We start from the raw sequence: 23,129 nt of genomic DNA, 5'->3' as shown, positions 1-23,129 counted from the left end.
GATTACTCGTACCGGATGTCCGCGTCGTAACTGCTGCCACCGACCTTGCCATCCTTGCCCAGGCTGATCAGGTCGTATGGCTGGCTTTCGCCCGGCACGCGGTACTCCAACGCATGGCCCCAGGGATCATTGAGGTCGGCCGGCTTGGCGTACGGGCCGAGCCAGCCCGCGCTGCCGCCGGGCTGGGTCACCAGATCATCCAGCTTGGCCGGCAGCTTGCCGGTATCGAGCTGGTAGTTGTCGATCTTGCCGGCCATGGTCTGCACCTGCGCCTTGGCGATGTTGGCCTTGCCACGATCGGCACCGCCGAGCACGCGGCTGCCGACCAGGGTCAGCACCGCACCGATCAACACGATCACGATGATGATTTCCAACAGGCTCATGCCGGACTGGTGGCGCGCGGAAGAAAAGCGGGTCAGGCGACGGCGTTGCATATGGCAGGCTCCTTGCATCGAATCGTTGGGGTATCCACCAGCGGCCGGTCAGCCGATGGCATTGGTCAGGTCGTACAGCGGTACCAGCACGGCCACGATTACCAGGCCGACCACCGAGGCAAGTACGAGGGTGATCACCGGCACCAGTGCCGACAGCAACCGGTCGATCGCGCGCGCGCTTTCCTGTTCGAACGTATCGGCGGTCTTGAGCAGCATCGTATCCAGCGCACCGGATTCCTCGCCGACCTGGATCATCTGCAGCGCCAGGCGCGGGAAACGCTTGCCGCGCGCCAACGATGCAGACAGACCGTTGCCGTTCTTGACCTCGTCACTGGCTGCATCCACATCGGCGGCCAGCGCGCGGTTGCTGAGCACGTTGCGCGCGATGCCCAGGCCGGACAGCAGCGGCACGCCGTTGCGCAGCAACGTGCCCAGGGTGCGGGCCAGGCGCGCGGTTTCCAGCTTGGCCAGCAGCGGGCCGATGCCGTTGCGCTGCAGCAGCCAGCCATCCATCGCCAGGCGTGTGGCCGGTTGCCGCAGCCGCCGCTCCACCACCAGCGCGATCACGGCCGGCACCACGATCATGATGATCCAGCCCTCGCGCACGATCAGGCCGGCGGTCAGCACCCACTGGGTGAACCACGGCAGCGCGACATCCAGGCTTTCGTACATCAGCGCGAACTGCGGCACCACGTAGCCCAGCAGGAACAGCAGCGCCCCGCCGACCACCGCCAGCAGTATCGCCGGGTAGATCAGCGCGTTGATGACGCGGCCTTTCAACTCTGCGCTGCGCTCCAGGTAATCCGACAGCCGCTGCAGGGTGTCGTGCAGGCTGCCACCGGCTTCACCGGCGCGCACCATGTTGATGTACAGCCGCGAGAACAGCCCGTGCTGGCGTTCCAGCGCGGTGGAAAGGGGCGCGCCGCCACGCACGATGTCGCGGATGTCGGTGACCACCCGGCGCGTGCGCTCGTCTTCGGGGAGTTCCAGCAGGATGCTCAGCGCACGGTCCAGTGGCTGCCCGGCACCGAGCAGCGTGGCCAGCTGCTGGGTGAACTGCACCAGCCCACCGCCATCGAACGGCTTCCGGCGCAGCAGCGCCGCCCAGGACGAGGCACCGGCCACGCCCTCGCTGGCCAGTCGCGCTTCCATCGGCATGTGGCCCTGGTCCTGCAGGCGTGCGACCACCTCGGCTTCGCTGGCCGCATCCATCTGGCCATCGAACAGTTCGCCATGGGCATTGAGCGCCTTGTAGCGGTACTGGGCCATGCTCAGCCGCTCACCGTGTGCCGGCAGCATGCACGCATCAGGATTCCTCCGTCACGCGCAGCACTTCTTCCAGCGTGGTGTGGCCCTGCAGCGCTTTGGACAGGCCATCCTCATACATGGTGCGCATGCCGGCCGCGCGCGCGATCTGTTCGATCTCGCCCATGCCGGCACGACGCATCACCGCACTGCGCAGCGCATCGTTCATCACCAGGAACTCGACGATGGTGGTCCGGCCGAGGTAGCCGGTGGGCGCGATCGCCGAGGGCTGTGCGCGGTACAGGAAGATCTCGCCCTCCGGCTGCAGCCGGCGCAGACCGAACTTGTCGATCTCTTCCGGCGAGGCGGAATAACGCTGCGCATGCTGCGGCTCCAGCCGGCGCACCAGGCGCTGGGCGAGGATGCCGTTGATCGTGGAGGTCAGCAGATAATCTTCCACGCCCATGTCCAGCAGGCGGGTAATGCCACCGGCGGCGTTGTTGGTGTGCAGCGTGGAGAGCACCAGGTGGCCGGTGAGCGCGGACTGGATCGCGATGCGCGCGGTTTCCAGATCACGCATTTCGCCGATCATGATGATGTCCGGATCCTGGCGCACGATGCTGCGCAGCGCATTGGCGAAATCCAGTCCGATCTGCGGCTTGGCCTGGATCTGGTTGATGCCTTCGATCTGGTACTCGACCGGATCTTCGACGGTGATGATCTTGACGTCAGCGGTATTGAGCTGGCTCAGTGCGGTGTACAGCGTAGTGGTCTTGCCCGAACCGGTCGGGCCGGTCACCAGCAGGATGCCGTGCGGCTGCTCGAGCACCTTGCGGAACTGCGGCAGGAACGCATCGGTAAAGCCCAGCCGGTGGAAATCGAACACGACGGTGTCGCGGTCGAGCAGACGCATCACCACGCTTTCGCCATGCGCGGTGGGCACCGTGCTCACGCGCAGGTCCAGTTCCTTGCCCTGCACGCGCAGCATGATGCGGCCGTCCTGCGGCAGGCGGCGTTCGGCGATGTTGAGCCGCGCCATGATCTTGATGCGGCTGATCACCGCGGCCGTAAGATTGACCGGCGGGCTTTCGCCTTCGATCAGTACACCGTCCACGCGGTAACGCACTTTCAGGCGATTCTCGAACGGCTCGATATGGATGTCCGACGCGCGCAGTTCCACCGCCCGCTGGATGATGAGATTGACCAGCCGGATCACGGGCGCTTCGGAGGCCAGATCGCGCAGGTGCTCGATGTCGTCAACGGCGGCACCTTCCCCGTCGGCGGTTTCAATGATCGCGCCCATCGCGCTGCGGCCCTGGCCGAACCAGCGCTCGATCAGATCATCGATCTCCGAGCGCAGGCCGACGTTCAAGCGCACCGGCAGGCCCATCGCCAGCCGCACCGCGTCGGCCGCGTACGGGTCCTGCGGATCGGACAGCCACAGATCCAGCACGCCGTCCTGCAGCGCCAACGGACAGACATGGAATTGTTTGAGGAAGCGCAGCGTCAACGGCAGACCATCGAGCAACGCTTCAGGCGGCGCTTCCGGCACGGCCTTGGCATCAAGCAACGGCAGGTCGAGCACCTCGGCACAGGTCTGTGCCTGGTCGCGCTCGGAGACCAACCCCAGCCGCACCAGCAGACCGAGCAGACTGCCGCCGGATTCACGGTGCAGCGGACGCGCGCGCACCAGGTCGCTGTCCTTGAGCCGACCTTTCTCCAGCAATACCCCGACGATGCGGGATTCTGCGGTGGATTCTGCAGTGGGATCCGGGGCAACCGCGTTCAAGAATGTTCTCCTGGCAACCGCTGCGACTTTAGCAGTTCGTTGCGATGCTAAGCGGTATTGCCCGCGGTCCAGATGTAAAAACGGGAGCCCGTCACATGACGGACTCCCGTTCGGGGTAGTGCGCTATTACTGGTTGGCGAGAATGCTCACGCCGCTGAACGCGGACTCGCCGACGACCTTGATGTAATACGTGCCGGCCACCGGCGCGGTGAAGCGCACGGTTTCACTGTTGCCCGGACGCGAGGACTTGGCATCGAACGCGGTGGCGGTCGGCTCCTTGCCCTGGCTCACGTACACCGACACATTGCCGCTGCCGCCGTAAGTGAGCAGGCTCAGCACCTTGCCGGCCTGCGCCTCGAAGCTGTACAGCACTTCGCTGCCACCGGCGCCGCTCAGGCCACCGACAGCGACCTTGTTGGTCAGCGGCGTGGCCACCGGGCCGCAGTTCTCGGTGCACTCTTCTTCCAGCGCCTTGTCGAGGGCGGCCTTGGCATCCACGATGCCGGTGCCGATCGGCGTGGCGGTCGGAATGGTGACCGGGAAGGCCCGTGCGGTCTGCTTGAGCAGGGCTTCCAGCGCAGCCGGGGTGAGTGGATCCTTGCCGGCCGCCGCGACCGCGCCCTGCACCAGGGCCGCCACCGCCGCCACATGCGGGGACGCCATCGAGGTACCGGCCATGCCCATGTAGCTGTAGGCACCGGAGGTCGGCGTGGTCAGGCCGTTGTAGCCGGACTGCCACACGTAGCCGCCCGGATTGCCGTCCACGCTGCCACCGCCGCCCGGACCGGACAGATCCACCGCCGTGCCGAAGTTGGAGTAATAAGCGATGCCACCGGTGATGCGGGTCGCACCGACGGACACCACGTTGGCGCAGCTGGCCGGACGGAAGTTGGCCGCGTTGGAGGCAGAGTTGCCGGCCGCGACCACCACGGTCGTACCGCGCGACACGGCGCCGTTGATGGCGTCCTGGTACAGCGCATCACACGCGCCGCCGCCGCCCAGGCTCATGTTGATGACCTCGGCCGGATTGGCGTTGGCCGGGATGCCGGCCACCGTGCCACCGGAGGCCCAGGTGATCGCGTCGGCGATGTCGGACAGATAGCCACCGCACTTGCCGAGGACGCGGACCGGCAGGACACGCGCCTTGTACGCCACACCGGCCATGCCGACACCGTTGTTGGTCGACTCGGCGATGGTGCCGGCGACGTGGGTACCGTGCCAGGAGCTGTCGTCGGCCAGCGAGCCGGCATAGCACTCGTTGTCGTTCTCGACCCAGTCACCGTAATCCAGCGCGCCGGGCACGCGCTCATCGGTCGGGCGGCGCGAGGTTTCCGCATCGCTGATGAAGTCGTAACCGGCCAGCAGGTTGCCGGAGAAATCCGGATGCTGCGGCAGGATGCCGGTATCGAGCACCGCCACCACCACGCCTTCGCCCTGGGCGATGTCCCACGCGGCCGGTGCATTGATGCCGCCGGTGGCGCTGCTCAGGTGCCACTGGTACTGCGCGTAGTACGGATCATTCGGCACCAGCTGCGGGGTCGCGTCGCGCGGGCGCACATCGGTGCGCTGCAGCTTCACGTCCACTTCGGCGTACTGCACGGAAGGATCGGCCTTGATCTCGGCCAGCACCTTCTGCAGTTCGGCCGGGCTCAAACGGCCCTGCAGGCGGATCAGATCGGCGCCGACACCGAGTTTGCGCACGATCTGCGGGTTCACCGCACTGGCACGGCCGGCGGCGGAGCCACCGACACTGGCGCGGGCGACCGCCGACTGCACGGTGGTCAGCTTGGCCGAACGGTCCGTGGCCGCTGCGGTGCCTGCACGGTATTTGACGATGATCCGCTCTGCGCCCTGGGCGGAGGCTGGTTGGCGCACCGGTTCCTTGGCCGGCAGACCGGCTGCATAGGCGCTGGCGCCTGCGGACAACGACAGCACGGCGGCTGCCAGCACATTGATGCGAAGGTTCTGCTTACTGGTCACGTTGACGTCCTCTTCAAGGTCATGGATCAAACGACTGTTCAGGCCAACACTCCATGCGAGCTCCCTGGCCGGCCCTGGCCAGGGTTCCCGTGACCCGCCCCCTCAGGCCTTGCATTGCGTTGCCGCGGGACCGGATCCGGCCCCGCGTTGGAACGACTTACCAGCCGAAGCCGGCGCCCACGCCGACCGAGCTGTCATCACTGCTGAAGGCACCGCCCAGGGTCACCGTGGCGCGCTCACTGAGCGCCCGCTGGTAGCCAAGCGACAGCGCCGATTCGCCGCCCTGGAAACCGACGCCGACACCGACGCGGTTCTGGGTACGCACGCCGGCGGCACTGGTGGCCATGTTGAGCATGGCCGCGCTCATCGCGCCCTGGCGATCAATGCGACGGTCCTGGTGACGCAGCCGCTGATCGATCTCGCCCTTGTAGATGTCGAAGCTGTCGGCCATCGAGGTGAAACGCTGGTCGGTGTAGCTGTTGGCGGTCGCGATGCCGCCATCCAGCTGGCCCTTGTTGACCGCATCGGTGGCCTGGGTACCGGCGGCGACGTTGGCGACCTGGCGCTCATTGCCGGCACTGCCGACCGAGACCGTGTCGGCGCGGTCGGCGACCGAGCCCTGGCCCAGTGCAACCGAGTTGGCTGCCGACGCGGTCGCGCCCTGGCCGATCGCTGTGGCCGACGCACCGCTGGCCACGGCCCCCTCGCCCATCACCACCGCGTTCACCACCGCAGGTGTTGCCGCCGGCGCGTTGATCGGCTGACTGCTGCCGACACTCGCTGCGGTCGGCGCGCCTTGCACGGTGGCGACGGCGGTGTCGCTGGCGGCAGTGACGACGCTGGTGTCCGGTGCTGCGCTGGTGTCCGCTGCCACCCTGGCGGTCGCCAGCGAGGCAGTGCGTGCACGTGCACTGCCACTGCTGCCACCGGCAACCCGCTGATCGAGATCGCTGACCTTGCGGTCAAGCGCGCCGAGTGCATCGCCGACGTTGCTGTATGTCGCGCCCTGGATCACATAGTTCGGCGCCACGAACACGCCCTGCATGCCCACGCTGGCGCCGCCGCCGAGGAAGGTGGCGACATCGGTCAGCGACTGGAACAACTGGCCGCCGTTGATCGCCTGGCGGCTGCCGGACGCGATCGAACCGCTGCCGACATTGTCCAGCGTGGTGCCCTGCAGCCCGGACAGGGTCAGCGTGTCGCGGCTGCTGTCGTCGTAGGTCAGCGCATTGGCGGTGACGTTCTCGACCGAGCCGATGCGGGAATCGAACTCACCGACCTGGGTTTCCACTGTCCCCACACGCTGGTTGGTGGTGTTGAGCTGGCCGCCGGTCACCGCGTCCGTGCTGCCCGCGGCAATACGGCCGGCCCCGACGTTGACGATGCGGCGCGTGGCCGGACCGTCGGTGCCGTTGCCACCGCCGACAGAGACCACATTGGCTTCGACCGCCCGTGAGCCGGCACCCAGCGCCACTGCGTTGGCACCGGAGACACCCGCCGCTGAACCGATTGCGATGCTGTTGGCCCCGTTGCTGGCGAACGCACCGTTGCCGATCGCCACACCGTTGGTGGCGTTGGTGGAGGCTTGGCGACCGAGCACGGTGCTGTTGGCGCCGCGTGCCGAAGCATCGGCGCCGACGGCCGTGGCACCTGCCGCGGAAGCGACAGCCGCGGTACCCAGTGCACTGCTGCGGGTTGCGCTGGCGGTGGCACCGGAACCCGCGGCGAGGGCATCACTGCCGCTGGCCGTAGCCACGCCGCTGCCGCTGGCCTGGAAGTGCTTGCCGACCGCATCGGCGGTGGCCGCGACCGAATCAAGCTGCGACTTGGTCACCGCATCGCTGGCATTGACCGCGTCACCGACATTGGTGATGCGGCGCGTCGCCGGGCCGGTGGTGCCGTTGCCGCCACCGACCGAAACCACATTGGCCTCGCTGGTGCGGGCACCGGCGCCGAGCGCGACGCTGCCTGCGCCACTGGCCGACGAGCTGCTGCCCAAGGCCGTGGCATTGATGCCGCTGTAGGCGTAGCTGTCCTGGCCGATGGCCGTTGCGCCCTGCGAGGTTGCCCATGCCAGCTGCCCTACCGCCGTGGTGCGTGCGGCGGTGGCCCAGGCATTGGAACCGGCCGCGACGCTGTTCTCGCCACTGGCCTGCGATGCATAACCGATCGCATTGGCGTAGCTGCCCGACGCGGCGCTGCCCCAGCCCAGTGCAGAGGCGTAATCACCGCTGGCCTCGGCCCCGTAACCCAGCGCCGTGGTGCGTACGCCACTGGCCGCGCTGAAGGTACCAACGGCGGTGCTGTAGTCACTGCCAGCCTCGGCGCTGTAGCCGAAGGCCGAGGACTGCAGTCCTGCCGCGGTGGCACCGGCGCCGGTGGCCGTGCTGAAGCTGCCCTCGGCCTGTGCGCCGGCGCCCAGTGCAGTGGCGCCCACGCCATTGGCGCTGGTGGCCTTGTCGAGCAGGACGTTGCCATTGTCGTCTTCGTAGTACAGCGCACCGCCGATCGCAGTCGCCGAATCCGCCGTTGCCGACGCATTGAAGCCCGACGCAGACGCATTGCGGCCTGAGGCCAACGCGCCGCTGCCATAGGCCGAGGCCCCGGTGCCGAACGCGTTGGCGGCCTCACCCGCGGCGGTGGCATACGCCCCATCGACATAGCTGCCGACGTCGTCGCCATTACCGCTGCCCGTGGCCTGGAAGAAGCGGCTGGTGGTTCCAGCCACATCGGCGACCGCGTTCAGCTGATCGACATTCACCGCATCCGTGCCTTCGGTGCCGGCGGCGACGTTGGTGATCTGGCGTTGGGCCGTCGCCGTACCGACCGAGACGGAATTGTCACGGTCAGCGGTGGAACCGGCACCGAGGGCAACGCTGTTCACCGCCTCCGCGCTGGCACTGGCGCCCAGCGCGGTGGCATTGCCTGCATCGGCCCACGAGTTCCAGCCGATCGCGGTGGCGTAATCATCAGTCGCCCAAGCGCCTGCACCGAACGCCGATGCACCCGTTCCCGAGGCGCGCGACGGCAGCAGACCGAAGAAGGTCGTGCCACCGATCGCCACACTCTCATCGCCAGTGGCTTCGGAGTATTCACCGACCGCCACCGCACCCGAGCCGGATGCGGTCGAGGCCGCACCAACCGCGACGGCGTAAGCGTTGGAGGCCACCGCGCCATAGCCCAGCGCGGACGAGAGCTGGCCGGTCGCTTCGCTGTAGCTGCCGAAGGCCGAGGCGCCGGCTTCGGACGCACTGGCGCGGAAGCCATTGGCGGTCGCCTGCTGGCCCGCTGCGGTGGCCTGGCTGCCGGTAGCCGTGGCGTAGGCACCTGTGGCCTGTGCGCCGGCACCGGTCGCGCTCGCGCCGATCTCGCTGGCACTGGCGCCGTTGCCGATGGCGACGCTGTCTTCGCCGGTGGCCTGCGCGTCACTGCCCAGTGCTGCGGCCCCCTCAGCGCTCGCCAGCGCATTGAAGCCCACGGCTGTCGCGTTGTCGGCAACGGCGGTGGCGCCACTGCCCAGCGCGCTGGCGCCGTTGCCGATGGCATTGGAAGCCTCACCGGCAGCAAGCGCATTGTCGCCTTCCACATAGGCACCGGCGTCGCTGTCATCGCTGCCGCTGGCCTGGAAGTACTTGCTGGTCGTCGCGGCCGCATCGGCTACTGCATTCAACTGATTCACGTTCACCGCATCGGCGCCATCGGTACCGGCCGCGACGTTGGTGATCTGGCGCTGCGCGTCGGCACTGCCGACCGAGACGCTGTCATCGCGATCGGCGATCGAGTCGGCACCGAGTGCAACGCTGTTCGCGCCGCTGGAGGTCGCCGCATTGCCCAGCGCCGTGCTGTTCACGCCCGGCGACCATGCACCACCGCCAACGGCCGTGGAGTAGTTGCCCGAGGCTTCGGTGGGCAGCAGGCCGAACAGCGCACCACCGACGGCCACGCTGTTCGTACCGCTGGCCAGGCTGCCCTGGCCGGTCGCGGTGCTGTACGCACCCGAGGCCTCAGCATCACCGCCGACCGCCACACTGTTGGAGCCGGTCGCCTGGGCGAAGCTGCCGAGCGCGGTCGCGTTGAAGGCCGAGGCCACCGCATAGCCACCGATCGCAGTGGTGTAGCTGGCCGTCGCTTCCGAGGCGAACCCGTAACCCGCGGAGAGGGTCCCGCTCACCACGCTTTCCGCGCCGACGGCCGTCGCGCCATCACCGCTGGCGCTGCTGAAGTAACCCAGGGCCACCGACTCCTCACCGGCCGCATCGGACAGCGCGCCACCGGCCAGGCTGCCGGCGCCGGAGGCGACGCTGGCCGCACCGGTCGCGGTGCTCTGCTCGCCGGAAGCCAGACTCTCTGCACCAGTCGCCGTTGCGTACTCGGCGGTCGACTGCGCGTTGGCACCGGTTGCGGTTGCATTGGCACCGCTGGCGACGGCATTGAAGCCTACTGCACTGGCGTTGTCCGCCAAGGCGAAGGCGCCGCTGCCGATCGCCGATGCACCGGTGCCGGCTGCGAAGCTGCTCGAACCGACCGCAGTGGCGTAATCGCCGTCGGTCGCCGCGTTTGCACCGGCGGCCACGCTCTCCTCGCCACCTGCGACGGCAACACCGTCACCGCTGGCCTGGAACTGGTCCGTCGCGGCGGTCAGCTGATCCAGATTGACGGCATCGCTGCCCTCGGTAGCGGCGGCAACCTGCGTGATCTGGCGCTGCCGGCCATCGTTGCCAACCGAGACGGTGTAGGCACGGTCGGCGACGGAACCGGCGCCGAGCGCCACGGTATTGGACGCGCTGGCATTGCTGCCGGCACCGATACCGATCGAGCTTTCACCGCCGGCCACCACATTGGTACCGATGGCGATGCTGTTGATGCTGTTGCCTAGCGCCTGGAAACCGACCGCGACGCTGTTGTCGCCGTAGCCGAAGGCACCGCGGCCAAGCGCGGTGGAACTGCTGCCGCGCGCCCAGCTGTTGTAGCCGATCGAGGTGGACCCGGTACCGCTGGCCCACGCCGACTGACCCACCGCCGTGGCGTTGGCTTCGGTGGCCCACGCACTGGAACCGAACGCGGTGGCGCCATCCGCAGTTGCCCACGCATATGCGCCGGTTGCCGTGGTTTCTTCACCGCTGGCGAAGGCGTTGTCGCCCTGCGCCACACTGTAATCGCCGGTGGCGCGTGCCTTGTAGCCACTGGCCAGGCTGTTGCTGCCGGTGGCCTGTGCGCCACTGCCGAACGCATTGCTTGTAGTGCCGGTAGCCTGTGCACCGGCACCGACCGCCACGCTGTCCGGCGCCGCGGTGGCACCGATCAGGATCGCATTGCCCTGGTCATCGACCAGCGGCTGGTTGTACTCGTCATACGCCTGACCCAGGCCACCAATAGCCACGCTGCCGTTGCCGGTCGCACTGCTGTTGCGCCCCAAGGCCACCGTGTCGTCGCCGACCGCGGTTGCCCCACCGCCCACGGCGGTGGCACCTGCGCCGAGTGCATTGCTGGCTTCACCGGCCGCCAATGCATCGTCGCCCTCGGCGAACGCACCGACCGCACCGCTGGCCGCACCGTTTGCCTTGAACTGCGCCGAGGTCGCCGAGGCCGAGGTCGCAACCGCATCGAGCTGCGCCTTGTTGACCGCATCAGTGGCTTCGGTACCCGCGGCGACGCTGGTGATCTGGCGCTCGTTGCCGACGTCACCCACCGAGACCGTGTTGGCACGGGTGGCGGTGGAATTGGCGCCCAGGGCGACGCTGTTGGCGCCGCGTGCGGTGCTGTAGAAACCGACCGCTGTGCTCAGTTCACCGCTGGCCCAGGTCTCCGCGCCCAGTGCGGTGGCGCCCTCGCCGGGGGCGTAGGCGAAGTAGCCCACGGCCGTGGCTTCGGTGCCCGAGGCTTCGCTCAACGTGCCGTTGGCCACGGCGTAGTCGCCGCTGGCGATCGCACCGGCACCCACCGCAGTAGCGGCTTCGCCACTGGCCTGGGTCTGCACGAAGAAGCCAAGCCCCGGCAGCAGATCCGCCGGACCGCCAATGGCGGTACTGCTGTTGCCGGTCGCCACGCTCTGCGTACCGACCGCCGTGGCGTAGTCGCCGGTGGCATTGGAGACCGCGCCGAATGCCGAGGCCTGTGCACCGGATGCGTAGGCACCCACGCCGTACGACGACGACGCGAAGCCCGCAGCTTCCGCACTCGCGCCGACCGCCGTGCCGCCCACGCCGGCACTGGTCGCGCCGGTATCGACCGGCACGCCGCCGTTGGTGATCAGCGGGTTGCCGTCGGCATCCACCGCGGCCCCGCCCACGGCCACGCTGCCCGGCCCGTTGGCCTGCGCGTTGGTACCGAAGGCTGCGCTGTTCTGACCGGTGGCGCTGGCGTTGTAGCCGACGGCCGTCGCGTTCTGCGCGGTGACCGTGGCGCCGCTGCCTAGCGCGGTCGCGCCGTCGGCCAGCGCGTTGGATGCTTCACCGATCGCGGTCGCGTTGTCGCCTGCCGCAAGCGCACCGGCATCGCTGTCGCTGCTGCCGGTGGCCTGGAAGTATCTGCTCGTGTTCGCGGCAACCGCACCGACCTCATCGAGCTGCGCCTTGTTCACCGCATCGCTGTCTTCGGTGCCGTCGGCAAGGTTGGTGATCTGGCGACGCAGGCCGTTGTCCGCATTGCCGACGGACACCGTGTCGACGCGATCGGCGTACGAGCCAGCGCCGAGCGCCACACTGCCTACGGCAACCGCCGCCGAATTCGCGCCGAGCGTCGCACTGAAATCCGCGACGGCGACGCTGAACGCACCCACCGCCACCGAGGCTTCGCCCGCGCTGGCCGCACCGCGGCCCAGCGAGGTGGTGCCCGGCCCAATGGCCAGCGCACCACCACCGATCGCGGTCGCACCATCGGCGCTGGCTTCGGCCAGACCACCGATTGCCGTTGCCGCACCGTTCTCACTGGCCGCTACCGCTGATGCACCCAGGGCGACATCGCCCAGACCAAATGCCGCCGCGCTCTGGCCGAGCGCGATGCTGGCATCACCGAAGGCCATGCTGCCCTGGCCGAACGAACTTGCACCGAGGCCAACCGCGAGTGCCTGGTTGCCAACGGCCGTGGTGGCATTGCCGATCGCCTGACTGCTGTTGCCAAGGGCCGTTGCGCCGTCGCCATCGGCGTTGGCGCTGGCACCTGCGGCCAGCGCACCCTCGCCATCGATCGTCGCAGCATCGGCGGCGGTGCCGTCACCATCGGCCTTGAAATAGCGGGTCGCGCCTTCGGCGGCGACCGCCACCTTGTCCAGCTGCGCCTTGTTCACCGCATCCGTAGCGGCGGTGCCGGCGGCGACGTTGGTGACCTGGCGCTCCTTGCCGGCATCACCGACCGACACGGTGTTGGCGCGGTTGGTTTTCGAGCCGGCGCCGAGCGCCACGCTGTTGGCGCCGGAGGCGGTGCTGTTGCTGCCGATGGCGACCGCGTTGGTGCCCGAGGCTGTGGCGTTGCCGTCGACCACGCAGCTGTCGACGATGCCGCTGTTGAGCACCAGGCAATTCGCATTGCCGCCGACTTCGATCGACTGCGCGTGTGCCGTCTGCACAGCGCCTGCCGCGCCTAATCCAAGCGTCAACGCGATAGCGGCCGAGAGCAGCGCGGTGTTGCGTCCGCCAGCGGTTCGGCGTTGATCGATGACGACACCCGAGGACTGGCTGCTGGCCAATTCCGAGGCGACGACCATCTGCCCCAGTGCTTTGTTCCAGACCTTGCGATAAATCCGATTCATCGATGCGGCTCCTGATTAGGCTGGTTTTAGGCAAAGCGACGCCAACGCCGGACCGCGTGGTCCAACGTCCCCTGGGGGCGTTTTTTCGCTTGATTTACTGCGTTGTGCGCAATGGCTGGCAGATACCTACAGCGTGCTCGCCATCCATGCGGTTACTGTGGAACTGAACGCTGTCGAAATGAGGATGCAGTGTTAACGTACAGTTTCAATGACGTCAAGACTTTGACGTTGATTTTCATATGACCGTGCCGCGCGTCACAAAACCGCCGCGTTATTGCGCATTTTTGTTAGCTGCATGTGAGCAAACGATATAACGCATTTTCACGTTGTAACGCTGTGTAACTCATTGCTCCCGATCAGTTTGTGCCCCACACAAAAGAAAACCGCCGGACAGGCCGGCGGTTTCTTCACGCGATTTTCACTGCATCACATCAGACGCGGTGCGCGGTATCAGCCGCACCATACTCTTGCGTTGCGGAACATCCGCAGCCACGGCGAATCGCCGTTCCAGTCGTCCGGATGCCAGCTGTGGTTGATCGCACGCGGGGTGCGCTCGGGGTGCGGCATCATGATCGTGGTGCGGCCATCGGTGGTCGTCAGGCCGGTGATGCCATCGGGCGAGCCGTTCGGATTCAGCGGGTACTGCGTGGCCACGTTGCCGTCGCCATCGATGTAGCGCAGCGACACACGCGCCGCGGCCTGATCGACCGCCGTGGCGAACACCGCCTGGCCTTCGCCATGCGCCACCGCGACCGGCAGGCGCGAGCCGGCCATGCCACGCAGCAGGATCGACGGCGATTCCACCACTTCCAGCAACGCAGTGCGGGCTTCGAACTGCTCGCTGCGGTTGCGGCGGAACTGCGGCCAGTGCTCGGCACCGGGGATGATGTCCTTGAGCTGGCTCATCATCTGGCAGCCGTTGCACACGCCCAAGGCGAAGCTGTCTTCGCGGGCAAAGAACGCGGCGAAGGCATCCCGCAGCGCGCTGCGCTCCAGCACCGAGGTGGCCCAGCCGCGGCCGGCACCCAGCACATCGCCGTAGCTGAAGCCGCCACAGGCCACCAGACCGGTGAAATCGGACAGTGCGACACGGCCTTCGATCAGATCGCTCATGTGCACGTCGAACGAACTGAAGCCGGCACGTTCGAAGATGTTCGCCATTTCGATCTGGCCGTTGACGCCCTGCTCGCGCAGCACCGCCACGCGCGGACGCGCACCGGTGTTGATGAAGGGCATCGCCACGTCTTCGTTGATATCGAAGGTCAGCTTGGGCTTCAGGCCCGGCGCGTTGAAGTTGCGCGCGATCGCACGCTCCTGGTCGGCGTTGTCCGGGTTGTCGCGCAGCTTCTGCATGGCATGGGTGACCGACCACCAGGCATCGAACAGCGCTTCCCAGCGCCACTCGACCAGGCTTTCGCCCTGCAGCGAGACACGCACCACCGGGGCGGTGGTCGGACGCGCGATGCGCTGCGCGCATTCGGTCAGTGCATGACGTTCGACCAGATCAGCAAACGCGGCGCGGTCTTCCTTGGCGATCTGCACCACCGCACCCAGCTCTTCATTGAACAGGCTGCGGAACGGATCATCGCCCCATGCGTCCAGGGTGATATCCAGGCCCAGGCGCGAGGCGAAGGCCATTTCGCACAGCGCGGCGAACGCACCGCCATCGCTGCGGTCGTGGTAGGCCAACAGCAGGCCGGCCTGGCGCGCATCGCGGATCAGTTCGAAGAAGGCGCGCAGGCGCTGTGCATCGTCCAGATCCGGCACGGCACCGGCGAAGGCCGGTAGTGCGGAATGGTCCGCGTGCACCTGGGCCAGGATCGAGCCGCCCAGGCGCTGCTTGCCGGCGCCCAGGCCGATCAGCCACAACTCGCTGTCCGCGTCACGGTCCAGCAGCGGGGTGAGCTGGCCGCTCGCATCGGCCACCGGCGCGAACGCCGAGATCACCAGCGACACCGGCGACACCGACTTGTGCGCCTGGCCGTTGTCCTGCCACTGCGCCTGCATGGAGAGCGAGTCCTTGCCGACCGGAATGCTCAGGTCCAGCTGCGGGCACAGCTCCATGCCGACCGCACGCACCGCGTCATACAGCAGCGCGTCTTCACCGTGATGGCCAGCCGCGGCCATCCAGTTGGCCGACAGCTTCACCGTTTCCAGTGCATCCACCGGCGCCGCACACAGGTTGGTGATCGCTTCACCGACCGCCATGCGCGCCGACGCGGCCGCATCCAGCAGGGCCAGCGGGGTACGCTCGCCGATCGCCATGGCTTCACCGGCCACGGTATCGAAACCGGCCAGGGTGATGGCGACGTTGGCCAGCGGCAGCTGCCACGGGCCGATCATCTGTTCGCGTGCGGTCAGGCCACCAACGCTGCGGTCGCCGATGGTGACCAGGAAGTTCTTCGAGGCCACCGAGGGATGGGCCAGCACGCGCAGACCGGCTTCGTGCAGGTCCAGCCCGGCGGTCTTCAGCGCCGGCCAGCGCGGTGCAGCCGGGTGCACGGTGTCGCGGTGCATCTTCGGCGCCTTGCCGAACAGCACGTCCATCGGCAGATCGATCGGGGCATCCACCGGGGTATTGCCCACGGTGGCGCCGTACGCCACGACGAGATGCTCTTCCGCGGTCGCCACGCCAACGGCGGCGAACGGGCAACGTTCCCGCGCGCACAACGCGGCGAACTCGGCCAGGCGCGCCTGCGGCACACCGAGCACGTAGCGTTCCTGCGATTCGTTGCACCACAGCTGCATCGGCGACAGCGACGGGTCATCGGCCGGCACCTTGCCCAGATCGATCACACCGCCCACGCCGGAGTCATGCAGCAACTCGGGAATCGCGTTGGACAGACCACCGGCGCCGACGTCGTGGAACCAGCGGATCGGGTTGTCCAGACCGAGCGCGACGCAGCGGTCGATCACTTCCTGGCAGCGACGCTCCATTTCCGGGTTGTCGCGCTGCACGCTGGCGAAATCGAGGTCCTCGGCGCTCTCACCGGAGGCCACCGAGCTGGCGGCACCGCCGCCGAGACCGATCAGCATCGCCGGGCCGCCCAGCACGATGACCGCGTCGCCGGGCTGCAGGCGCAGCTTCTCGACCTGGTTCTGGTCGATCGCGCCGAGGCCACCGGCCAGCATGATCGGCTTGTCATAGGCGCGGGTCAGGCCCTCGCCTTCGGGCAGTTCGAAGCTGCGGAAGTAGCCAAGCAGGTTCGGCCGGCCGAACTCATTGTTGAACGCGGCGCCGCCGAGCGGGCCATCCAGCATGATGTCCAGCGCCGGGGCCATGCGCGGGTTCAGCGCGCGCGGCGCCTCCCACGGCTGCGGCAGGGTCGGGATGCGCAGGTGCGAGACCGAGAAACCAGTCAGGCCGGCCTTGGGCTTGCCGCCGCGGCCGGTCGCGCCTTCATCGCGGATCTCACCACCCGCACCGGTGGCCGCACCCGGGAACGGGGCGATCGCGGTCGGGTGATTGTGTGTTTCCACCTTGATGCAGAACGCCGAATCGACCACGGCCTCGCTGCGGTACTGGCCGGTGGCCGGATCCGGGCGATAGCGCGCGGCCGGGAAGCCGGCGACCACGGCGGCGTTGTCGCTGTAGGCGCTCAACGTGTGCTGCGGGGTCTGCTGGTGGGTGTTCTTGATCATCCGGAACAGCGAGTGCGACTGGTCGGCACCGTCGATGGTCCAGCTGGCATTGAAGATCTTGTGGCGGCAGTGCTCGGAGTTGGCCTGCGCAAACATCATCAGTTCCACGTCCGACGGCTTGCGGCCCAGTTCGCCGAAGCGCTGGCGCAGGTAGTCGATCTCGTCCTGGGCCATGGCCAGGCCGAGGCGGCTGTTGGCTGCCTCCAGATCTTCCAGGGCGATCCGTTCCAGCTCACCGCGCGCCGGGGCGCTGAACAGCGCCTGCGCCTGGGCGGTCTCGGCCAGCACGGACTGGGTCATCGGGTCGTGCAGCGCGCGGATCACTGCTTCCTGCGCGGCCGCGTCGGCCGGCCAGCCGGCCAGATCGATGCGCAGACCCCGTTCGACCCGGCGGATCGGTTGCCCGGCACCGCGGACCAGCTCGGTGGCCTTGCTCGACCACGGCGACAGCGTGCCCAACCGCGGCACCACGAAGCGCGATACCGCCCCGTCCTCACGCCCGGCCAGGGTCGGCTGGGCTTCCAGGATCCGGCTCAGGATCACCGGGTCCGGGGCCGCATCGCCCTCGGTCTGGATAAAGTAGACATGCCAGGCACCGGTGATGCGCAGATCGGCGGCCAGGGACTGCAGGCGGGATTCAAGACGTTCGCGGCGGAACGGCGAAAGGGCGGATGCGCCCTCGAGGACCATCATGTCCGGGGAACCGTGGTTGGGAACGGGGCCCACTATTGTACCCAAGTCGGCCGCCGCAGCCCGGCCCTGGGGATCGGCCTGCCTGGGCGGCGGCAAGGTGTGTTCACACCCGAACCATGCGCTGGTTCACGGATTGCGCCGGGATTACATGACAACGTTATCACCACCTGGCCCCAGCGCCAGGTGCTGTCCGTCCCCCATGTCGTTGCCGGCCTCTCTCACCGGCGCCCGGACCCTGCTGCACGCATGCCGCCATCCCGGCGGCATGCGCCCACCTGATCGGAGACCGACCATGCCAGACCCGATTGCGCGCCGTGCAGTGACATCGTTTTCCTCCCCCGCCCTGCTTCCGCGCCGACGGCGCTGGTTGCTGGCGCTGGCCCTGGCCGCTGCCGCCGGCACGCCCACGCTGGTACAGGCCGCGAACTGTACCGGTGTGCCCGAATGGAACGGGGCCGCCATCTACCTCGCTGGCCAGACTCTGCAGAAAGGCGGCATGCTGTACCGCGCCAACCAGGACATCTGGAACGCCCCGCCCGACCACCCGGCCGGCGCGCCCTACTACACCAACCTCGGCGCCTGCGATGGCAGCGGCAGCAACCAGCCACCCAGCGTCGCACTGACCTCCCCGGCCGCCGGCGCCAGCTTCACCGCCGGCAGCAGCATCACGGTGAGCGCCACTGCCAGCGATACCGACGGCAGCATCAGCAAGGTCGAGTTCTTCCGCGGCGGTACCTCGCTGGGCATCGACACCAGCGCGCCCTACAGCGCGGTCTGGAGCAATGCCTCGGCCGGCAGCCACACCTTCAAGGCGGTGGCCACCGACAACAACAACGCCGTGACCTCTTCGGCCACGGTCAATGTGACCGTCACCGCGGCCAGCAACGACACCACGCCACCCAGCGTCCCGGGCGGGCTGGCGTCCCCGTCCAGGACTGCGACGACGGTGAATCTGGCCTGGAACGCAGCGACCGACAACAGCGGCGGCAGCGGCGTGGCCAGCTACGACGTGTACCGCAACGGCAGCCTGGTCGGCTCGCCCAGCGCCACCCAGTACACCGATGGCGGTCTTGCCGCGAGCACGGCCTATACATACACGGTGCGGGCACGTGACAACGCCGGCAATGCCTCGGCGCAGAGCGGCTCGATCAGCGTGACCACAGCCGCCGGTGGCGGCGGAGGGGGCACCAAACGGGTGATCGGCTACTTCACCCAATGGGGCATCTATGGCCGCAACTACCAGGTCAAGAACATCGACACCAGCGGTTCGGCGGCGAAGCTGACCCACATCAATTACGCCTTCGGCAACGTGCGCAACAACCGCTGCGAAGTCGGCGTGACCCAGGCCTCCGACCCGAACACCGGCGTGGGTGGCGATGCCTACGCCGATTACGGCAAGTCCTTCGCTGCCGGTGCCAGCGTGAGCGGCGTGGCCGATACCTGGGACCAACCGCTGCGGGGCAACTGGAACCAGCTCAAGCAGCTCAAAGCCAAACACCCGAACGTGAAAGTGCTGATCTCGCTGGGCGGCTGGACCTGGTCGCGCGGCTTCTCCAGCGCGGCGCAGCCGGCCAACCGGCAGGCGTTCGTGGCCTCGTGCATTGATGCGTACATCAAGGGCAACCTGCCGGTGGCCGACGGCGCGGGTGGCGCGGGCGCGGCGCTCGGCGTGTTCGACGGCATCGACATCGACTGGGAGTACCCGGTGGCGTGCGGGCTGAGCTGCGGCACACCGGCCGACAATGCCAACTTCACCGCGCTGCTGGCCGAGTTCCGCCGCCAGCTGGATGCGGTGCGACCCGGCCTGCTGCTGACGGTGGCGGTCGGTGCTGGCGTGGACAAGATCCGTGTGACCGATCCGGCCAGCTACCACCCGTACCTGGATTTCATCAACGTGATGACCTACGACTTCCACGGCGCGTGGGATCCGCAGACCAACCATCACTCTGCGCTGTTCGATTCACCGGCTGATCCCTCCACCGGCGACCAGAAGCTCTACAACAGCAACGATGCGATGGAAGCCTTCCTCAGCCGCGGGGTGCCGGCCAGCAAATTGAACCTGGGCATCGGCTACTACGGGCGTGGCTGGACCGGCGTGGCCAGCGGCAACAACGGGCTCTACAAGAGCGCCAGCGGCGCGGCACCGGGCACGTACGAAGCCGGTATCGAAGACTGGAAGGTGCTGAAGAACCTCAACTGGCCGGTGTACACCGACAACGTTGCCAAGGCCACGTGGATCTCCAACGGCACCACGTTCTGGAGTCTGGACACGCCGGCGATGGTCACCGAGAAGATGGGCTATGTGAAAACACAGGGCCTGGGCGGTGCGTTCTTCTGGGAGTTCAGCGGCGATGATGCGCAGGGCACCCTGACCAAGGCGATCAGTGATGGCTTGAAGTGACACCATCGCGGGGGACGCTGCCTCGCTGATCAAGCAGGCCGCTCCCCCGCTGACAGAAAAACGCCCCGGCCTGGCCGGGGCGTTCTGTTTTCAGCGGCTGCCGCCTGCCGAGACGCGCTCCAGCGCAGCCTTGAGCTGCGCCGGCGGCAGGTAGCCACCGAGCTGGGTGCCGTCGGCGGCGAAGATCGCCGGGGTGCCGTTGACGCCCATCTGCTGGCCGAGCTTGTATTGCATCGCCACCGGGTTGGTGCAGTTCTTCGGGGTGACGGCCTTGCCGGTCTTGGCGGCGGTCAGGGCCTGCTTGCGGTCGGCCGCGCACCAGACCGAGATCATGTCGGTGTAGTCCTGGCTGCCCAGCCCCATGCGCGGAAATGCCAGGTATTCGACCGTGATGCCGTTGCGGTTGAGCTCGGCGATGTCCTGGTGCAGCTTGCGGCAGTAGCCGCACTCGATGTCGGTGAAGACGCTGACGGTGTACTTGGCATTCGGCGCAGCGAACACGATGCGCTCGTTGTGCGGCACGCCGTCAAGCAGCTTGCGGCGGTAGCTGAGCAGGCCCTGGCTGCTGACCGGCGCCTTGTTCTGGATGTCATACGGCTGGGACTGCATCAGGTAGCGGCCGTCATCGGAGACGTACAGCACCTGACCACCCACCAACACCTCGCGGAAACCGGGGAACGGCGCCGCGCCGATGAAGTCGGGCTTGAAGTTGGGGTCCAGCTGCTGGAGCGCGGTGCGCACGCGCTGGTCGGCATCGCCGGCAGCGGCCGGGGCCGCGGCAGTGGAGTTGGCCGCCGGGGCGGACGGTTGCTGCGCGCAGGCAGTCAGGCTGAGCGCGCCGAAGAGCGCCGCAATGGCAACACGGAGCATCGAGCATTCCGGTGTAAGGAGTCAGGCTGGATTCTCGCACAGCTGCCTGCTCACACAGCTGGACCGCAGTGGAACGGTGACGCGCGGCCGGGTTTTGCGTCGTCTCAGCCGCGCGGGTGATGCTTGGCGTGCAGTTTCTGCAGGTGTTCGCGGGCCACCAGCGTGTAAATCTGGGTGGTGGACAGCGAACTGTGGCCGAGCAGCATCTGCAGAGCGCGCAGATCGGCGCCCCGGTTGAGCAGGTGGGTGGCGAAGCTGTGGCGCAGGCCGTGGGGACTGATCCGGGCGGGGTCGATCCCGGCCAGCACCGCGTACTTCTTCACCAGCCCCCAGAACTGCTGGCGGCTCAAGGGATGCAGGGAGGGCTCCAAAAACATCGGCACGGCGCCGTCCTGTGGCGTCGGCACGTTGCGCTTCCCGGTGAGCTGCGGGCGCGATTCAGCCAGATAACGTTCGAGCCAGTGCTGGGATTCTTCCCCCAGCGGGACCAGCCGTTCCTTGCTGCCCTTGCCGGTTACGCGCAGCACACCTTGGCGCAGGTTCACGGCATTGGCCGGCAGGTTGACCAGTTCGCTGACGCGCAGGCCCGCGGCATACATCAACTCCAGCATGGCGCGGTCGCGCAGCCCGAGCGGCGTCTCGATGTCGGGACTGGCCAACAGTGCATCGATCTGGCTTTCGGCCAGCGCCTTGGGCAGCAGCCGGGGCAGCTTGGGCGGATCCAGCAACGCGCTGGGGTCATCGCTGCGCTCGCCGCGGCGAACCGCATCGGCGAAGAAGGCCCGCAGCGCGGAAAGCAGACGGGCATTGCTGCGCGGCGACCAGCCGTGGCGGGAGCGCCAGGCCAGGTAGTCGAAGAGCCCGGCGCGATCGAGACCGGCCAGTCCCCCGGCCACGCCATCACGCCAGCGCGCGAGGCCTTCGAGATCGCGCCGGTAACTGTCCAGACTGGCACGCGCGAGGCCGTGTTCAGCCCAGGCGGTGTCGAGGAAGCGCTGGATGCGCACGTTGTCGTCATCGCGCAGCTCGGGCAGGTGCTGGATGAGCTGGCGGCGTAGTGCGGGGGTGGTGGCATCGGACATGCGGACAGCATACGGAGCAGACCGTGCGTGGGCCATCGAACGCGGGCAGCGGGCCGGGTATGCTCCGGGTCATGACCGATACCGCGCTGTCGTCCCCCGCTGCTGATCGCCCTGCATCGTTGCTGCTGTGGCGGTGGTTGTCGCTGTTGTACGACTTCTTCCCCGCGCTGGCGCTGTGGATGCTGCTCGGTGCGGTGTTCGTGGCGATCTATACGGTGAGCGGTCACGCAGAGCGGGAGAACATCGCCCCGTTCAGTGCGTGGCAGTGGGCGTTGTGGGCGTGCTGCTGGGGCGTGACGGGCCTGTACGCGACGATGAGTTGGCGCCGCGGTGGGCAGACGCTGGGGATGCGGCCGTGGCGGTTGCAGGTGGTCTCGCTGGACGGCACGGTGCCGACGCGCGGGCAGTTGTGGCGGCGCTATGCGGTGGGCTCGCTGTCGGTATTGGCGGCCGGCCTGGGGTTCTGGTGGGCGCTGGTGGATCGGCAGCGGTTGACTTGGCATGACCGGGCCAGCGGGACGCGGGTCGTGCGGCTGCCGAAGCGCTGACGCTCTGACGCTCTGACGCCTTACAGACAACGCGAAAAGCAGCGTTTCCACTCTCTCTGCGTTTGCGGAGAGGCGCAACCCATTTCTGGGCCCGCTGCAAGTCCCGCTCCGCGGCCCGGCCCAGCCGCTGGCGGCTGTGCGTTCGGTCGGATGCGAGGCAGTGCCTCGCAAGCGATCCGCCCTCACCCATGTAAGCTCGTAGTGCGCCATCCATGGCGCACTACGGCCCTGAAATGGGCTGCGCCTCTCCGAATTGACAGATTGCGAAGTGCGGCTGGTCAAAGCGGATTTGCTGCGCAGCTGACGTCTAGCTTCGGGCACCGACTCTCGCGCACGAGACGCCAAGGAGCGCAACTTTCATCGCGAAGTCGTGCCTTCGCCCAATCGATCAATCGATCAATTGCTCAGTCGCTTAGTCGCTCAGTCGCTCAGTCGCTCAGTCGCTCAGTCGCCAAGATTCAATACGAACAGCGTCACTTCGCCAACCCATCAGAACGGTTGAGCCGGGCCATGCCCGGCTGCTCTCCCTCCCCCACCAGCACACTGTCGGAGGCGCGGCGGGATTGCCAGGCCGGGACCGTGTGCTGCCATGGATGGCAGCACACGAGCCTTATCTGTTCGGAATCTGGCAGCTTAGGTGCCGAGAGCCGGCGTGGGCCGCCGTACGAGCCTGGATCTGAGCGATCGCCATGTAGCTT

General features: G+C 67.7%; 10 protein-coding genes. 2 read left to right on the top strand and 8 right to left on the bottom strand.

The window, feature by feature from the left end:
- Positions 1-2: 2 nt before the first annotated feature.
- From gspG to purL, 6 genes are all read right to left on the bottom strand, one after another.
- Positions 3-434: a type II secretion system major pseudopilin GspG gene (gspG, locus tag EDF74_RS00055; protein ID WP_123728309.1), complete on the bottom strand. Its 432-nt coding sequence runs from the start codon at positions 432-434 to the stop codon at positions 3-5.
- Between the two features lie 48 nt (positions 435-482).
- Positions 483-1,703: a type II secretion system protein XpsF gene (gene xpsF, locus EDF74_RS00050; RefSeq protein ID WP_123729660.1), complete on the bottom strand. Its 1,221-nt coding sequence runs from the start codon at positions 1,701-1,703 to the stop codon at positions 483-485.
- 37 nt (positions 1,704-1,740) lie between these two features.
- Complete coding sequence (gene gspE / locus EDF74_RS00045) at positions 1,741-3,468, bottom strand: type II secretion system ATPase GspE (protein WP_123728308.1); 1,728 nt, start codon at positions 3,466-3,468, stop codon at positions 1,741-1,743.
- A gap of 126 nt (positions 3,469-3,594) precedes the next feature.
- The gene (locus tag EDF74_RS00040) at positions 3,595-5,448 is read right to left on the bottom strand and encodes a S8 family peptidase (protein WP_123729659.1); all 1,854 of its coding nucleotides are present in this window, start codon (positions 5,446-5,448) and stop codon (positions 3,595-3,597) included.
- A 157-nt stretch (positions 5,449-5,605) separates the two neighbouring features.
- Positions 5,606-13,195 (bottom strand): ESPR-type extended signal peptide-containing protein, encoded by a 7,590-nt coding sequence (locus EDF74_RS00035; protein WP_123728307.1) that lies wholly within the window; start codon positions 13,193-13,195, stop codon positions 5,606-5,608.
- A 450-nt stretch (positions 13,196-13,645) separates the two neighbouring features.
- Entirely contained in the window at positions 13,646-17,530 is a 3,885-nt protein-coding gene (gene purL, locus EDF74_RS00030; RefSeq protein WP_123728306.1) for a phosphoribosylformylglycinamidine synthase, read from the bottom strand.
- Positions 17,531-17,822: 292 nt separating this feature from the next.
- Between purL and EDF74_RS00020 the strand changes: the two genes are divergently transcribed.
- On the top strand, positions 17,823-19,931 hold the full coding sequence (locus EDF74_RS00020; RefSeq protein WP_123728305.1) for a glycosyl hydrolase family 18 protein: 2,109 nt from the start codon (positions 17,823-17,825) through the stop codon (positions 19,929-19,931).
- A gap of 90 nt (positions 19,932-20,021) precedes the next feature.
- On the opposite strand, the gene EDF74_RS00015 is transcribed toward EDF74_RS00020, so the two are convergent.
- Complete coding sequence (locus tag EDF74_RS00015; protein WP_123728304.1) at positions 20,022-20,801, bottom strand: thioredoxin fold domain-containing protein; 780 nt, start codon at positions 20,799-20,801, stop codon at positions 20,022-20,024.
- A gap of 104 nt (positions 20,802-20,905) precedes the next feature.
- Positions 20,906-21,883, bottom strand: a complete 978-nt coding sequence (gene xerD / locus EDF74_RS00010; protein ID WP_123728303.1) for a site-specific tyrosine recombinase XerD — start codon at positions 21,881-21,883, stop codon at positions 20,906-20,908.
- 59 nt (positions 21,884-21,942) lie between these two features.
- Here xerD and EDF74_RS00005 point away from each other — a divergent pair, with 59 nt between their 5' ends.
- A complete protein-coding gene (locus tag EDF74_RS00005) occupies positions 21,943-22,431 on the top strand; it encodes an RDD family protein (protein ID WP_123728302.1) in 489 nt (162 codons plus the stop codon).
- The last annotated feature ends 698 nt before the right edge of the window (positions 22,432-23,129 follow it).

The sequence above is a fragment of the Stenotrophomonas rhizophila genome, assembly GCF_003751305.1.
Classification (GTDB): Bacteria; Pseudomonadota; Gammaproteobacteria; order Xanthomonadales; family Xanthomonadaceae; genus Stenotrophomonas; species Stenotrophomonas rhizophila_B.
Note: the sequence above shows the minus strand (reverse complement) of the source record. Positions and strands in the feature narration are given on the sequence as shown.